General features: G+C 61.5%; 16 protein-coding genes. 10 read left to right on the top strand and 6 right to left on the bottom strand.

What is annotated here, in order from left to right:
- Nucleotides 1-61: 61 nt before the first annotated feature.
- The 5 genes from RXV86_RS10475 to RXV86_RS10455 all read left to right on the top strand — a co-directional run bounded on the left by RXV86_RS10475 (nt 62) and on the right by RXV86_RS10455 (nt 5640).
- On the top strand, nt 62-1300 hold the full coding sequence (locus RXV86_RS10475) for an MFS transporter (protein WP_316299443.1): 1239 nt from the start codon (nt 62-64) through the stop codon (nt 1298-1300).
- A 146-nt stretch (nt 1301-1446) separates the two neighbouring features.
- Nucleotides 1447-2451 carry an N-acetyltransferase DgcN gene (gene dgcN, locus RXV86_RS10470; protein ID WP_316299442.1) on the top strand — a complete coding sequence of 335 codons (1005 nt, stop codon included), beginning with the start codon at nt 1447-1449 and terminating at the stop codon, nt 2449-2451.
- Nucleotides 2452-2521: 70 nt separating this feature from the next.
- Nucleotides 2522-3487: an N-acetyl-D-Glu racemase DgcA gene (dgcA, locus tag RXV86_RS10465; protein ID WP_316299441.1), complete on the top strand. Its 966-nt coding sequence runs from the start codon at nt 2522-2524 to the stop codon at nt 3485-3487.
- A gap of 11 nt (nt 3488-3498) precedes the next feature.
- Nucleotides 3499-4365, top strand: a complete 867-nt coding sequence (locus RXV86_RS10460) for a D-amino-acid transaminase (protein ID WP_316299440.1) — start codon at nt 3499-3501, stop codon at nt 4363-4365.
- A 69-nt stretch (nt 4366-4434) separates the two neighbouring features.
- The gene (locus RXV86_RS10455) at nt 4435-5640 is read left to right on the top strand and encodes a CaiB/BaiF CoA-transferase family protein (protein ID WP_316299439.1); all 1206 of its coding nucleotides are present in this window, start codon (nt 4435-4437) and stop codon (nt 5638-5640) included.
- 260 nt (nt 5641-5900) lie between these two features.
- Here the strand turns inward: RXV86_RS10455 and RXV86_RS10450 are convergent, their stop codons facing one another.
- The 3 genes from RXV86_RS10450 to RXV86_RS10440 all read right to left on the bottom strand — a co-directional run bounded on the left by RXV86_RS10450 (nt 5901) and on the right by RXV86_RS10440 (nt 7923).
- Nucleotides 5901-6689, bottom strand: coding sequence for a class III extradiol ring-cleavage dioxygenase (locus tag RXV86_RS10450; RefSeq protein ID WP_316299438.1), 789 nt, complete (start codon nt 6687-6689; stop codon nt 5901-5903).
- Nucleotides 6690-6806: 117 nt separating this feature from the next.
- Nucleotides 6807-7124, bottom strand: coding sequence for a DUF1244 domain-containing protein (locus RXV86_RS10445; protein WP_316299437.1), 318 nt, complete (start codon nt 7122-7124; stop codon nt 6807-6809).
- Nucleotides 7125-7182: 58 nt separating this feature from the next.
- Nucleotides 7183-7923 (bottom strand): N-formylglutamate amidohydrolase, encoded by a 741-nt coding sequence (locus tag RXV86_RS10440; protein ID WP_316299436.1) that lies wholly within the window; start codon nt 7921-7923, stop codon nt 7183-7185.
- A gap of 163 nt (nt 7924-8086) precedes the next feature.
- Here RXV86_RS10440 and pyk point away from each other — a divergent pair, with 163 nt between their 5' ends.
- Both pyk and RXV86_RS10430 read left to right on the top strand, forming a co-directional pair.
- Nucleotides 8087-9532 carry a pyruvate kinase gene (gene pyk / locus RXV86_RS10435; protein WP_316299435.1) on the top strand — a complete coding sequence of 482 codons (1446 nt, stop codon included), beginning with the start codon at nt 8087-8089 and terminating at the stop codon, nt 9530-9532.
- A 61-nt stretch (nt 9533-9593) separates the two neighbouring features.
- Entirely contained in the window at nt 9594-9818 is a 225-nt protein-coding gene (locus tag RXV86_RS10430; RefSeq protein ID WP_316299434.1) for a hypothetical protein, read from the top strand.
- A gap of 56 nt (nt 9819-9874) precedes the next feature.
- Here the strand turns inward: RXV86_RS10430 and RXV86_RS10425 are convergent, their stop codons facing one another.
- Nucleotides 9875-10498: a C39 family peptidase gene (locus RXV86_RS10425; protein WP_316299433.1), complete on the bottom strand. Its 624-nt coding sequence runs from the start codon at nt 10496-10498 to the stop codon at nt 9875-9877.
- A gap of 197 nt (nt 10499-10695) precedes the next feature.
- Between RXV86_RS10425 and rpmI the strand changes: the two genes are divergently transcribed.
- Both rpmI and rplT read left to right on the top strand, forming a co-directional pair.
- Nucleotides 10696-10896: a 50S ribosomal protein L35 gene (gene rpmI / locus RXV86_RS10420; protein WP_316299432.1), complete on the top strand. Its 201-nt coding sequence runs from the start codon at nt 10696-10698 to the stop codon at nt 10894-10896.
- A 14-nt stretch (nt 10897-10910) separates the two neighbouring features.
- Nucleotides 10911-11273 carry a 50S ribosomal protein L20 gene (rplT, locus tag RXV86_RS10415; RefSeq protein WP_316299431.1) on the top strand — a complete coding sequence of 121 codons (363 nt, stop codon included), beginning with the start codon at nt 10911-10913 and terminating at the stop codon, nt 11271-11273.
- Nucleotides 11274-11360: 87 nt separating this feature from the next.
- On the opposite strand, the gene RXV86_RS10410 is transcribed toward rplT, so the two are convergent.
- A complete protein-coding gene (locus RXV86_RS10410; protein ID WP_316299430.1) occupies nt 11361-12944 on the bottom strand; it encodes a hypothetical protein in 1584 nt (527 codons plus the stop codon).
- A gap of 155 nt (nt 12945-13099) precedes the next feature.
- Between RXV86_RS10410 and RXV86_RS10405 the strand changes: the two genes are divergently transcribed.
- Nucleotides 13100-14032, top strand: a complete 933-nt coding sequence (locus tag RXV86_RS10405; protein ID WP_316299429.1) for a 3-hydroxyacyl-CoA dehydrogenase NAD-binding domain-containing protein — start codon at nt 13100-13102, stop codon at nt 14030-14032.
- Here the strand turns inward: RXV86_RS10405 and RXV86_RS10400 are convergent.
- Nucleotides 14029-15204: a YbfB/YjiJ family MFS transporter gene (locus RXV86_RS10400; RefSeq protein ID WP_316299428.1), complete on the bottom strand. Its 1176-nt coding sequence runs from the start codon at nt 15202-15204 to the stop codon at nt 14029-14031. The two genes, RXV86_RS10405 and RXV86_RS10400, sit on opposite strands and share 4 nt — an antisense overlap.
- Nucleotides 15205-15275 lie beyond the last annotated feature (71 nt).

Here is a 15275-nt window from a genome sequence, read left to right as displayed (position 1 = left end):
ACCTGGGGGCATGCCGCATATGCGCGCGTGCGTGGTGGGCCATTCGTGTTTAGCAGGCGACATGAAACGCGCATTGATCGACAACTGGGCCCTTTTTCTGGGCATGTTCCTTCTGATGATGGCCAACGGGCTGTTGGCGACCTTGCTGACGGTTCGCGGGGCCGGGCTCGGCTTTAGCGACCTGACGATTTCGCTGATGCAGGCGGCTTATCCGGCCGGGGCCATCCTGGGCACGATCCTGGCACCGCGCATGGTGGAAAAGGTCGGCCATATCCGGGCGTTTTCGGCTCTGGCTTCGTTGGTCAGTATTGCAGCGATCTTGCACCTGCTGACCTCGGATCCGATGACCTGGTCAGCGATGCGGTTCTTGGCCGGAGTCTGTTATCCGGGCATGTATGTGATCACCGAAAGCTGGCTTCAGGCGAAATCGGAAAACAAAAACCGGGCGCAGATCCTGTCGATTTATTTCATGATCTGGATGGCGGGCCCGGCAATCGGCACGGCGCTGGTGGCAGCGCCCGATCCCAGCGGCAACATGCTGTTCGGGTTGGTGTCGATCCTGATCTCCCTGTCGATTGTGCCGCTCTTGCTGTCAGGTATCAAGGCACCGGACTACGAGGTGCCCGACCGGATGCCGGTCGCGAAGCTGTACCGCGTGTCGCCCATGGCAGTTCTGGGTAATCTGATCAGCGCGCTTCTGGTGGCGGCATGGTATATTTCCCTGCCTCTGCTGGCGCTGCAGATGGGCCTGTCGGCGGCCCAGGCCTCAGGTGCGCTGGTGCTCGCGATGATCATGGGGGCGCTGGTGCAATACCCGGTAGGATGGGTGTCGGACCGTACCGACCGACGGTTGGTTCTGATCGGGCTGGGGGTAATTGGCGGATTGACCTGTCTGTGGATGCTGACCAACCCTTCGCCCGGGGTCATCGCGACAGGGTTCGCGGTGTTGGCCGGGGCCAGCTTGCCGATGTACGCAATTTGCTCTGCGCACGCCAATGATCAGCTGAAACCGTCACAGATCGTTCCCGCAAGCGGCACCATGATTCTGGTGCTGAATGTGGGACAGTTTGTCGGCATCCTGATTGGGCCGAATATGGTTAGTGTCGGCGAGGGCCGCGGTTTCATTGCTGCGCTGGCAATGATGTGTTTCGCAGTTTCGATCGTCGCCCTGACCCGACGCGCGCAAGAAGACGCGCCCGAGGATACCGGCCACGCCCAGGCGATGCCGGTAATCGGTGCGCCGCAGGCAGGCTACCTTCAGGCCGAGGCTCTTGTTGCCGAGGAAGAAAGCGCGCCTTGAGTGACAATGCTCGAAGAATCTTCGACTCTTTTTTGGAATTTTCGGAGAAATTTGTTAGAATTTGCAATTTTCCAACGGTTTTGGGATAAACTTGCAACCCGCCTATAGGACAGTAATGCAGACCTTCAGGGGAAAGGATTCCTGCCATGATCAAGACACCGTACCTGCTGTTTCTGGGCGATGCGCCTGACCAATTGGCGGCCAAGGTGGCTCAGGGTATCAAGGACTGGCGTCCCGACAACGCCGTTGGGCAGTACCGGATGGAGGGCTGCGGCGCCGACCTGGGGTTGACTGACATGAACCTTGTCGAGGCGAAAGAAGCCGGGGCCAAAACGCTGGTGATCGGCGTGGCCAACCGCGGCGGTGTGATCAGCGCCGAGTGGAAGAAGGTGCTGGTGATGGCGCTGGAGGAAGGGTTCGACCTGGCATCGGGGCTGCATAACCTTCTGCGGGATGAGCCCGATCTGGTGGCGGTGGCCGAGGCGACGGGGCGCGAGTTGCATGATGTGCGCATTCCGGAAGTCGACTATCCCATCGCAAATGGCGTCAAACGCAAAGGCAAGCGTTGTCTTGCGGTGGGCACCGATTGCTCGGTCGGCAAGATGTACACGGCGCTTTGCATGGACGCCGAGATGAAGAAACGCGGACTGAAATCGAGCTTCCGAGCGACGGGCCAGACCGGTATCCTGATCACCGGTGACGGTGTGCCACTGGATGCTGTCATTGCAGATTTCATGGCTGGCTCGGTCGAGTGGCTGACGCCGGACAATGATGACGATCACTGGGATCATATCGAGGGGCAGGGCAGCCTGTTCCATGTCTCCTATTCCGGTGTAACCATGGCGCTGATCCATGGCGGGCAGCCCGACGCGCTGATCCTGGCGCATGAGCCGACCCGCGCGCATATGCGTGGCTTGCCCGATTATCAGCAACCCTCGCTGCAAGAACTGCGCGACACGGCACTTGCGCTGGCGCGGGTGGCAAACCCTGATTGTCAGGTGGTCGGTATCTCGGTGAACACGCAGCATATGCCGGATGACGCGGCGCGCGCCTATCTGGCCGAGGTAGAGGCCGAGATGGGGCTGCCGGCAACCGATCCGTTCCGTTATGGTGCGGGCAAGCTGGTGGATGCGCTGGTGGCGATCACCTGATAACTCTGTTTCCGCCGCGAGGTCAGAGCCTCCGACGGGGATTCTTTTGGCAAAAGGAAGGGGCGGGCGCGTGCAGATTACGGTGATACCGGAAACGTTCAAGCTGGCGCAGGTCTTCACCATTTCACGCGGCAGTCGGACTGAGGCCAAGGTGCTGACCGTGCGGGTTTCGGATGGGTTCCTGTCGGGGCAGGGCGAATGTGTTCCCTATGCCCGCTATGGTGAGACGCTGGAAAGCGTGACGGCCGAAATTGAAGGGCTGTCAGGGCCGGTGACGCGCGCGGCGCTGTACGATTTGTTGCCTGCCGGGGCCGCACGCAATGCGGTTGATTGTGCACTGTGGGACCTGGAGGCCAAGAAGGCGGGCGTGCGGGCCTGGGAACTGGCCGGGTTACCGCAGCCGGGGCCAGAGATCACCGCGTATACCCTGTCGCTCGACACGCCCGAAAAAATGCAGGCACAGGCGGCCGAGAATGCGTTTCGCCCGCTTTTGAAGATAAAGCTGGGCACGCCGGATGACATGCCGCGGCTTGAAGCCGTCCGCGCGGGGGCACCGAAATCGACCATCATCGTCGATGCCAACGAAGGATGGAGCGCCGAAGTCTATGCCGACCTGGCGCCGCATCTGGTGCGGCTGGGCGTGGCGCTGGTGGAACAGCCCCTGCCTGCTGGTGACGACGAGGCGCTGGTTGGGATGGAACGTCCCGTGCCGGTCTGCGCCGATGAAAGCGCCCATGACCGCGCCTCGCTTCCGGGGCTGAAGGGCAAGTATGACGTCGTTAACATCAAGCTCGACAAAACCGGGGGTCTGACCGAGGCGCTGGCGCTGAAACAGGCGGCATTGACCGAGGGCTACAAGGTCATGGTCGGCTGCATGGTCGGATCGTCGCTGGCCATGGCTCCGGCGACTCTTGTGGCGCAGGGTGCGATGGTAACAGACCTTGACGGCCCGCTCCTTCTGGCCGAAGACCGCGACAACGCTTTGAAATTCGACGAGGCCGGGGTGCATCCGCCATCCGCAGACCTCTGGGGCTAAGGAGACACGCGATGAGCCGCACAGTTTACGTCAACGGAGAATACCTGCCGGAAGAAGACGCCAAGATTTCGATTTTCGACCGGTCCTTTCTGATGGCGGACGGGGTTTACGAAGTGACTTCGGTCCTGGGTGGAAAACTGCTCGATTTCGACGGACACCTGGCGCGGCTGGAACGCTCGCTTACGGAACTCGATATGGAGAAGCCCGAGGCGTTCGGCGATTTGCTGGAAATCCACCGCAAGCTGGTGGAGTTGAACGAGATCGACGAGGGGCTGGTCTATCTGCAGGTCTCGCGCGGCTCGGCCGGCGATCGGGATTTCGTCTTCCCCGATCCGGAAGTGGTGAAACCGACGCTGGTGCTGTTCACGCAAAGCAAGCCGGGCCTGACCCAGGGCGGGGCGGCGGTGCAAAACGGCATCAAGGTGATCTCGGTCGAGGACATCCGCTGGGGCCGGCGTGACATCAAGACGACACAGCTGCTTTACCCGTCGATGTGCAAGATGATGGCCAAGCAGGCGGGCGCGGATGACGTGTTTCTGGTCGAGGATGGCAAGGTGACCGAGGGCAGCTCGAACAACGCCTATATCGTCAAGGATGGCAAGATCATCACCCGCCATCTGAGCAATGATATCCTGCACGGCATTACCCGAGCGGCCGTGCTGCGCTTTGCCAGGGAGGCGCAGATGGAAGTGGAAGAGCGCGCCTTTACTGTTGAGGAGGCACAGAACGCGGACGAGGCCTTTATCACCTCGGCCTCGACTTTCGTCTTCCCGGTTGTGGAAGTGGACGGTGCCAAACTGGGCGACGGCACACCGGGGCCGGTGGCCGCACGTCTGCGCGAGATCTATCTGGACGAAAGCCTGAAAACGGCAATCTGACGGTTTTGGAACAGAAAGCCTGCGATCCTGCTGCCCTGATGGAGCAAAACCATCAGCGAGGAGGGGGCCATGCGACCTCTGGACGGGATCCGGGTTCTGGACCTAACGCATGTGTTCGCGGGACCGTTTTGCACCTATCAGCTTGCGGTGCTTGGGGCGGACGTTATCAAGATCGAACCTCCCGGGCGGCCCGACATGACCCGGTTTACCGGCGCCGTGGATGACCTGAACCATGATGGGATGGGGTTGGGGTTTCAGGGCCAGGGCGGTGGCAAGCGGGCGCTGGCGCTTGATCTGAAATCGACCGAGGGGAAGGCGGTGTTTCATCGGCTGGTCGACGGGGCGGACGTGGTGGTTCAGAACTATACCAGCCATTGCCTTGCGGAGCTGGGATTGGATGCGGACACGCTGACCGGTATCAATCCGAGGCTGGTCTATTGTTCGATTAGCGGGTTCGGCCGCAGCGGGCCCAAGGCGAATGACCCTGCCTATGACGTGGTGATCCAGGCCTTTGCCGGGGTAATGGCGGCCAATGGCGAGGCCGACAGCCCGCCGGTGCGGATCGGGCCGCCGGTGGTGGATTTCGGCACCGGCGCACAGGCGGCCTTGGCAATCACGGCGGCGCTGCTCGGGCGGGAAAAGACCGGGCGCGGTCGGGTGATCGACGTGGCCATGGCGGATTGCGCGCTGATGCTGATGCTGGCCAACACGGTCGCAACCGAGGCCACGGGCGTGCCGACCCGCCCGCATGGCAATCACGATCCGAACCTGCCCTGCTACAGCGCTTACGAGACCGCCGAGGGCACGATTATGCTGGGGGCCTTCACCCCCGCACAGGCTGCCGATCTGATGGCGGCGCTGGGAAATGATGCGGCGACCGAGATGCTGCGCATCACGCCGATGGCCGATTTGCATGAACGCGCCGAGGGTGACCGAGCTTTCCTGACAGAGACGCTGAAAGCACGAACGGCGAGTGAATGGGAGGAACACCTGAACGCCCATCACGTTCCGGCGGCACGGGTGCGCAGGTTGGATGAGGCGCTGGCACATCCACAGATTGCCGGGCGGTTGGTGATGCAGGATGTACCCGGTAACGGTCCGGGTCCAGCGCGGTTGCCGGTGGCGGGGTATAGTTATGATGAGGGTTCGCCCCGGTTGGATGCAGCCCCGGCACGCCACGGAGCGCATAGCTGCGAAGTTCTCGCCGAGGCGGGTTATGGAGAAGCGGAGATCGACCGGCTTTTGACTGAAGGCGTTGTTGCAGCGGCGTCGTGAGTTCTTTGGCATGGAAAGGGCGCATGTCAAAAACGTACCCGCACGGAATCAAGGCCGCAGGCCGCCGTGCGATCACCAGACCGCCCGCGGGGCTGGTGATTTCCAGAGGGCAATGAATCGCAGAGGGTTTGAGCGGGTTTCTCGTGGATAAAACGGTGCAACAGGATGTTGGTTCACCACCCCACGGTCTGGTAATCGCGCGGCTCAATCTCAGTGTCCGCTCCAGAAAGAAACCCGACCCATGCTGTGCTTGATCGGCGTCAGCCAAACCGCCAGCTTGACGCGGTGACACCGCCACGGATCATTTCCTCGTGATAGGTCCGCGTGGCAATATCGCCTTCAGCGGCACCGAGCGCGACAAAGAGCGGAACAAGGTGGTCCTCGCGGGCATGGCACTGGCGGGCATGGGGGGCGCGTTCCCAACCCATCAGTTCCGACGTGCGGTCGATGGCGGGCAAGGCCAGCCTGTCGCTCAGCCAGGCATCAAACGCTTCGGATGGCTCGCGCGCCCCGGGGCCGAAGGCGGCGAGGTTGTGATAGCTGAGCCCGGAGCCGATGATCAGCACGCCTTCGTCCCTCAAAGGGGCCAGGGCGCGGCCCAGTTCGAGGTGCTCTTCCGGGGAATAGTGGCTGCGCATCGACACTTGTATCAGCGGCATGTCGGCCTGCGGATAGAGGATGGCCATGGGCACAAAGGTGCCGTGATCATAGCCCTGTTCCCCGTCAAGGCGCGAGGGAAGGCCGACCGCATCGATTAGAGCTGCCACGCGTTCGGCCAACTTGGGCGCGCCGGGGGCGGGGTAAGTGATTTCGTAGGTGTGGGCTGGAAAGCCGTGATAGTCATAGACCATCGGCGGGTTGGCGGCATGAGTGACGGCATAGGCGTCCGGAGTCTCCCAATGACCCGAGATCATCAAAACCGCCTTAGGGCGTTCGGGCAGTTCACCGGGCATGCGCAGGAAGCTGTCCTCGAGCGCGGCGAAGGTTCTGCGCATTTCGGGCACCCACGGCCAGGGGCCGCCGCCATGGGAAATGAAAAAAGTGGGCATGCGGGTCATTTGAGCGTCCTTACATCAACGTGTAATGACAGATAGGCCACCGGCCCGCAGGCGCAAACACACACCAGCGAACATGCCGTGTGCGTGTTCGCAGGGATAGTAACCTGCTCAGCCATTGTCCTTCAGCACGTTTTCCTTGAACGCGACCTCGAACTCGGCCTGTTTTTCGGGACTGGCTTCGGTCTGGTTCTGCGCCTTCCACTGGTCATAGGGCATGCCGTAGTAGATCTCGCGGGCTTCCTCCTTGCCCATTTCGATGCCGCGTTCGTTGGCAGCTTCCATGTACCAGCGTGACAGGCAGTTGCGGCAGAAACCGCCAAGGTTCATCAGGTCGATATTCTGCACGTCCTTGCGGTCGTCCATCAGGTGCTGGCGCAACCGGCGAAAGGCGGCGGCTTCGATTTCGATACGGGTTTGATCGTCCATTTGGTGTCTCCTTGAAGGGTGGTGGGTGAACCCGGCATGAGTGCCGGAACCACCCACCCTACAGACCGGTCTCGGCCAGCACTTGCGTCAGAATCGGTGCCAGGCGGCGGGCCCAGGCGTGTTGTTGTTCGTCGGTTTCAATCACATCGTGGCGCAGCTCGATCAACACGTTGGGGCGACCCTTTTGCAGGGCGTGCTGGTCCACCGCGTCGCCGGGCAGGTGGCCGGCATAGGGTTCGTTGTCACCGACGCAGAGGTCGGGTTCGCGCTCCAGCCGCGCGACCAGAGCCGGGCCCAGTGAGGTGTCGCCAGCATGCAGCACGCCAATCTGCCACGGGCGCGGCTTGCGGCCGTTGAGCTTGGGCGAAAAGGAATGGATCGCCACGATCACCGTGTCGTCGCGCCGGGTGGCCAGCGCCTCGTAGGCGTCGTGATAGGGTTTCCAATAGGCGGCGATCCGGCGTTGTTCCTCGCCATGGTCAATATGGCGGTTGGCGGGCACGATGGTGCCGTCATAAAGCTTCATGATCAGGGTCGGGTCATCCTGGCCACGATTGGGGTCGATCACCAGCCGCGAAAACCGTGACAGGATTGCAGGCGCGCCCATCAGGTCGGCCAGCGCGTGGGTCACCCCTGCGGCGCCCAGGTCATAGGCGATATGGCGGTTCATGTCGGCAGGCGGCAGGCCCAGGTCGCCGCTGGCAACCTCGGGCGGCACTGCATTCGAGGCATGATCGCAAGTGATCAGCCAGCGCGACTCTCGTGTCTCTTCATGAATTTCGTATGATTGATATGTCATCGTCGTGTCATTTCCCTGTCCCATGGAATTAGGCGAGATACCAAAGGAAGGGAAGAGATGAAGCAAATAGGACGCAAAGAGACGGAGCGGCGCATTCGCCCCATGGTAATTGTTAGCGATAACTGTTAGGGCGCGTGCCGAGAAGAAAAGCAGGCAGAAAAACATGAGACGTCACCGCAATGTAAAGATCGTGGCCACGCTGGGCCCGGCTTCGAGCGACTATGAAACCATCAAGGCGCTGCACGAGGCCGGTGCCGACGTATTTCGACTGAACATGAGCCACGGCAGCCATGACGAAACCCGCGCGCGCCACCGCATTATTCGCGAGATTGAGCGCGAGTTGGACAGCCCGATCGGCATCCTCGCCGACCTTCAGGGGCCGAAATTGCGTGTCGGCAAGTTTGCCAATGACGAAGAGGAGCTGATCGAGGGCGAGTCCTTCCGGCTGGACCTGGACAAGACCAAGGGCGATGCCACCCGCGTGCGCCTGCCCCATCCCGAGATTTTTGCCGCCCTGACCCCGGGGGCCAGCCTGTTGGTGAATGACGGCAAAATTCTGCTGCGGGTCGAGAAATGCGGCGAGGATTATGCCGATTGCACGGTTTTGACCGGCGGAACGATTTCCAATCGCAAGGGTGTCAACGTGCCCGACGTGCTGTTGCCGCTGGCGGCGCTCAGCAAGAAGGACCGCGACGACCTGGAATTTGCCTGTGATCTGGGTGTCGACTGGATCGCGCTTTCCTTCGTACAGCGGCCCGAGGACGTGCTTGAGGCCAAGGCTCTGGTCGATGGCCGTGCGGCGGTGCTGTCGAAGATCGAGAAGCCCTCGGCGGTGAAATGCTTCGACGAGATTCTCGAGGTTTCGGACGGGGTGATGGTGGCGCGCGGCGATCTGGGCGTGGAACTGCCGGTGCAGAACGTGCCGCCGATCCAGAAGAAGCTGGTCCGGCAATGCCGGGCCGCGGCCAAGCCGGTGATCGTGGCGACCCAGATGCTGGAGAGCATGATCGAAAGCCCGATGCCGACCCGGGCCGAGGTCAGCGACGTGGCCAACGCCATCTATGAAGGTGCCGATGCGGTGATGCTGTCGGCGGAGTCGGCCGCCGGCGATTATCCGATCGAAGCGGTCACAACTATGAACAACGTCGCCGTCGAAGTGGAATGCGACAGCAACTATCGTGGCATCATCGAGGCCTCGCGCCGGGCGGAGCGGACGACGATCGCCGATGGCATCGTTGCCGCTGCGCGTGAAATCGCCGAGACCACGGACATCAAAGTGATTTGCTGCTTCACCCAGTCGGGCACCACCGCCCTGTTGACGGCGCGGGAACGGCCCCGGGTGCCAATCATCGCCATGACGTCGCTGCGCGGCACCGCGCGACGGTTGGCGCTGAGCTGGGGTACGAACTGCATCATGACCGGTGAATTGCAGCGCTTCAAACAGGCGGTGGTCAATTCGGCGCGCGCCGCAAGGGTGCAGGGATTTGCAGGGACCGACGATCAGATCCTGGTGATCGCCGGGGTTCCATTCAACCAGCCCGGAACCACCAATATCCTGCGCGTCGCGCCTTGCGACGAAAGTTTGATTTTTGCCTCTGACCCGGAGTAATCTTAGCCGTATTACAAGTAGGCGCCACGTATGATGGGCGTTGCGTAAAGAGGGCGGTAACATGGATTATGATCTGGCATTGGTGATTGGTTTGGTGATTGGCGTTTTCGCGATTCCGGCGATGGTATCGGCTATGTCCGAACGGCGGGCGCCCCGGATCGCCGCGATTGCGGTGATTGTCGGCGGCGGGCTGGTGGCTTGGGCCGCCACTCAGAAACCGGGCGGCTATACGATCAGTGAAATACCCGATGTTATTGTCCGAGTGGTCGCGCGCTACGTGGACTAGGGCATGCGGCGTGAGAATTGTCTTTTTACCGGTCGGCAGAGTAGTCCGCAGCGGATCTACTTATAGGCAAAGAATGCGCTGCGATGAGGGCCGAACCGGTGGTTGTGCCAGCTGTCTTTGAGTTGCGCGTAGCTGAGAATGCGTGAGCGGCTTTTCGGCAGGTTCGGATCTCGGACGAAAACAACTTGCCGGGTGTCATCAAATCCCATGACCACGAATGTGTGCCCTTCGTCCTGATGTACGTCGATCATCGCGGGCAGGCCCTGACGCAGGTGTTTACGCAAGGCGTTGAGCCCTTGATTGAAACCTGCATCGGTGCGCGCGAAATCACGGATTTTCCAGCGGTGCCCGATTTGACGCAATGCATGATCCATGTCGCGCCAATAGGTGAAGCTGTTGCGCTGGGCGATGGGTTTGTGATTCTCGGCCAGGGCCTTGAGCGCACGTGGATCGTGCTTTTCACCGAAGTAGCGCAGGATCATCGCTGCCGAGGTCGGAACGCACAGATCGCGACCCTGTCGCATATGTGGCACATCAAGCCGAACAAATGACCGCGATATTTCTGGTGGTGGCAGTTTGCGATGTGCGATGGCACCGTTATTCCAGCCGATTTCCGCCCTGGCGGCGGTGGTGAGCACCACAAAGGCTGCGATGATCGCAAGATGTGTGTTTACTGGCATGTGGTTGTGCTCTCGGAGGGTGTGGCCAGAGGATACCACATCTTTGATGCGCCTCCCAAATCCGGATGAGGCATTTGATGCGTAAATCGCTTGCAATAAGTGCAAACCCCTCGTATAGGACGCCTCTGTCTGCGCGGCCGGCCAAAGTGGCATGCCGAGTCGCGCGTAGGACCGAACTCAGAAGATAGGAGACGGAAATGCCCAAGATGAAGACCAAGTCGAGCTGCAAGAAGCGGTTCAAGGTGACGGCAAAAGGCAAGGTGCTGACCGCACAAGCCGGCAAGCGTCACGGTATGATCAAGCGTACCAACAAGTTCCTCCGCAATGCACGCGGCACCACCACCATGTCTGCTCCTGATGCGAAGATCATCAAGAGCATGATGCCGTACGATCGCTAAGGAGGGCTTGAAAGATGTCGAGAGTTAAAGGCGGGACCACCACCCACGCACGCCACAAGAAGGTCATCAAGGCCGCCAAAGGTTACTATGGCCGCCGCAAGAGCACCTTCAAGGTTGCACGTCAGGCCGTGGATAAGGCCAACCAGTACGCCACCCGTGACCGTAAGAACCGCAAGCGGAATTTCCGCGCCCTGTGGATCCAGCGGATCAACGCGGCCGTGCGCGCACATGACGAATCGCTGACCTATTCGAAGTTCATCAACGGGCTGTCGAAGTCGGGCATCGAAGTCGACCGCAAGGTTCTGGCCGACCTGGCCGTGCACGAACCCGATGCGTTTGGCGCTATCGTCGATCAGGCGAAAGCGGCACTGGCGTAAGCTTCTGCTGACAAGAGATTTCGGAAAGGCCCGGGCAAGCGCCCGGGCTTCTTCTTTTCTGGGATATCGATGTCGTGCCGGGCGGGCTTAGCCAGCGATCAGGCCGGGATGGCCTTCGATCCGTCCTGCCAGGGTGTCGGCCAGCATGCCCCGCAAAACAAGTTCGCGGGTGACCGGATGTTGTGCGCAATCCGGCAGGGCGTGGAGATGCACGTTCTCCACGTTCCGCACCTCCTCGGCATGTGGAATGTCGACCTTGGCTTCGGCCCCGAACACGAGATCGACACGCGGCCGTGCCGAGCTGGTCAAGAGTGCAGTTTTGCCGCACAGTTCGCTCTGGTCGAACATGGCATAGAGCCGTCGGGTCAGAAGCTTGCCACGGGTGTCGCTGGCGCGACGCACGAAGTCTTCGGTGGCCGTGGTTGCGGCACTGATCCCGATGACATTTTGGGCGTTCAACGCAACACCATAGCGCAAAGCGGGAAGGGCCATGCCGGATGTGCCATAAGTGGTCAGATGAGTGCCGCCGATCCCGGACACCAACTTGCGCAGCGCCTGAACGGTCTCCTCGAAATCCGATCCGAGGGATTGCACACCGCTAAGGGCCATGGTTTTTCGGAAGTCCCAAACGTAAATCGCTGTTGTGCCCTCGACCGCGAAATAGGCGTCAAGCACGGTCAAGGGCAGACCCATCGTGCCAAAGACCAACGCGGTTCGGCTATTGTCGCCAATTTCGCTTTGATTGACGTCTTTTTCCGGGTTGTCCTCAATCAACGGGCGGCGAAAATCCCGATCCGAGAATTCCTCAGCCAGGCGTTCGGTATATCGTTCGGTGTCCCAGCTCTTTCCTTCCGCAAAGGCCTGGAAGGCGATGCGGAGTTTTTCGGCATTCGACGACGCAAGTTTGATGTCACGGCGTGCGATCCGGGCCGCGCGTACCAAGTTGCCCTTGCCGTCGGGCTGCAACTGCAATGCCTGCAAACCACGTTGCACGACCGGGTTTGTCGGATCTACGTGATAGAGCCGTGTCACGATCTCGCGTGCGCGGCGTTCCAGCTCCGGAACCTGAAGTCCCATCAGCCGCAGCACCATGGCATCACCGGGATTGGCGCCTGGTCTGGTGACCCAGGCTTCGCAGGCGTCCGCCACACCGTCCATATCGTGCAGGGCTGTCACGCAACGGAATTTGGCCCGCGCGATCCAGGGCATGTCATCGGCGGTTTCGGTAAAACCGTCGATCAATCGCGACGCCGTGTCGGCCTGTCCCGTTTCGACAAGCGCTTCGCAATAGGGCTCGCGGTAGTGGTCCTTGAGCCGGGCAAGCACACTGGCACCCTCGGTGCCTTCCTGACCGGCAAGCAGTTCCGCCGTCGTGGTGACTTCGGGCCAGTCCTTGGCATTGAGGGCGAGAGTCATTCGCGTCCCAAGCCAGGATGCATCGGGCAGGCCGCGCTCGCGTGCAGTTGCCAGCGCGTGTTTCGCCTCGTCGTGATTTTGTTGGCGGGACAGGGCCAGTGCCAGGAAACGCATCGGCCCGGGTTTGTCTGGGTATGTTCGGGACATTTCTTCGGCTTGCGCGGCCAGCTGCTCGATATCGCCCGTGTCTAACAAGGACTTGAGGGTTTGCAGTCCGTCTTGGGCGGCTTGCGCAGTACTTGCAGGCGTGCTCATTGCCAAGTCGCTCCTTTTGCTATGGAGAGTGAGACCACCGGTGCGGTAGGCTTGTCAACGCATGGCGGATTTTTTGTTTGTCTCCAACATGTTCGACAATTCAGGGCAAAAGGATCACATTGGATGACACGCATTGCGGGAAACTGGAGGGCAACATGGGTGACACGCGGAATGTGACAATCATCGGCGCGGGCCTGATCGGTCAAAGCTGGGCTGCCTTGATGTTGGCCCACGGGCTGAATGTCACGTTGCAGGACGTGGCCGAGGGGTTCGAGGATCGGGTGCGGCAGGCCACCGAAGCGGCTTGGCCCGATCTGGTGCGTTTGGGGATGGCGGAGGGGGATGTCCCGCTGCACCGGCTGCATTTCGAGGCGGATATTGCAACCGCCTGCCGGGGCGCCGGGTTCATCCAGGAATGCGGGCCGGACCGGCTGGAGATCAAGCGCCAGATCATTGCGCAGATCGAAATGGGCGCAGGCTCCGAAGTGGTGATTTCCACGTCTACCTCGTCCTTGCGTGTCAGCGAGATGGCCAAGGGTGCCCTGCATCCCGAGCGCATCCTTGCGGGTCATCCCTTTAACCCGCCGCACCTGATGCCCCTGGCCGAGCTGGTTCCGGGGGAAAAGACCAGTGCTGCGGCGATGGATACGGCGCGGGCGTTCTATGCCAGCCTTGGCCGCGAGGTAATCGAGCTGAAACGCGATGTGGTGGGCCATGTCGCCAACCGTCTTGGATCGGCGCTCTTCCGCGAGGCGGTGCACATGGTGGCCGAGGGGATCGCCAGCGTCGAAGATGTTGACCGGGCAGTGAAGCACGGCCCCGGCCTGCGCTGGGCCCTGATGGGGCCGTTTGCCACCTATCATCTGGGGGGTGGGCCAGGCGGGTTCCGCCATTACATGGAGCATCTGGGCCCGACCCAGGCGGCGCGCTGGGCCGAGCTGGGGGAACCTGAGTTGGACGCGGGCACGGCGGCGAAACTGATTGCTGGCGTGGACGAGATGCTGGCCGGGATGGAGGATGTCGAACTGCTCCGGCTGCGCGATGAGGGGCTGGTGGGGCTCCTGAAGTTGAAGGGCAATCTGACCTAACGCTCCAGCGGCCGCTGCATCAGTGCCAATACCGCGCCCAGAATCAGGATGCCGGCAGCGGCCAGAAGGCTGACCCCGATATTGCCAAAGGCATCCCCGATCAGCCCGGCGCCATAGGGCCCGATTGTCTGGGCCACGGCGAAGACCACGGTGAAGAAGCTGATCGCAGAACCCCAGCTTTCGGGCGGCAGGTTCTGGCGCGAGAAACTGGTGATGGCGCCGGGGGGCATGAACACGCAAAGCCCGAATATTGTGGCCGACACGATCAGCATCCCGTTGCCGGGCACGATCACCGGCAGGGCCGATCCCAGCGCGATACCCACCAGAATCAAGGTCAGCGGCACGCCCGAGGCGAACCGCGCCAGCACTGGGCGCCACAGGTAGGGCGACACCACGATGCACGACCCCAGAAGAACCCAGATCAGGGCGATGAAATACGGGCCTGCCGCCTGTTCCGTCATCCACGCGGACAGGAAGGTGAGATAGACGATATAGCCCAGCCCAAACCCCGCATAACCGCACAGTTCAGGGATCATCCGGCGCAGGGGCAGTGGCGGTGACGGAATGTCTGCGCCGCGCGGCGTGTGCAATTGCGTTGCGGTCCACAGGCCCAAAGGCAGAACCGCCAGGCTGGTACTGCCGATCAAAACCCAGCCCCAGGGCCACGCGGCATTCCCGAAAACCCCCAGCAGGATCGGCAGCGCCGCACCTGACAGAACGATGCCCAGCCCGCCGCCACAGCCAAACAGGATGGCAATTGCCAGCGCATTGCGGCGGGGATCATCACGAAACAGTTGCGCCGCCAGCGCACCGGCGGTGGAAAAGGACATCGCCGCAAACACCCCGGCCAGCGCCCGCCAGGTGGTTTGCCACCACAGTGCGGTCACCAGCCCGGTGGCCAGCAAGGCAATCGTCGTGGTGACCAGGCCAAAGGCAAACAGATGCGTCGGCCGCACCGTGCGGATCAGCATCATCGTCAGGATCGCCCCGATGACGTACCCGGCGGCATTGGCCGTATTCAGCCACCCGGCCTGGGCATAGTTCCAGCCCAGCTCGGCCTTCATCGCCGGCAGCATCAGCCCATAGGCAAACCGGGCAAACCCGTTGGTCACGCCAACGCCGACGGCAAGACCGGCCAGAACCAGCCAGGGTTTTTGCGGATTACCGGTCATTTGCCCCCCTTAATCGCCTGTGAACTGTCTCATGCGGGCAGGGATGCCGCAATTGTTCCCTTGCGTTCCTT

The sequence above is a fragment of the Aliisedimentitalea sp. MJ-SS2 genome, assembly GCF_032586155.1.
GTDB lineage: Bacteria > Pseudomonadota > Alphaproteobacteria > Rhodobacterales > Rhodobacteraceae > JAWHTC01.
The sequence above is the reverse complement of the archived record's forward strand: the minus strand, read 5'-3'. Positions and strand labels throughout refer to the sequence as shown.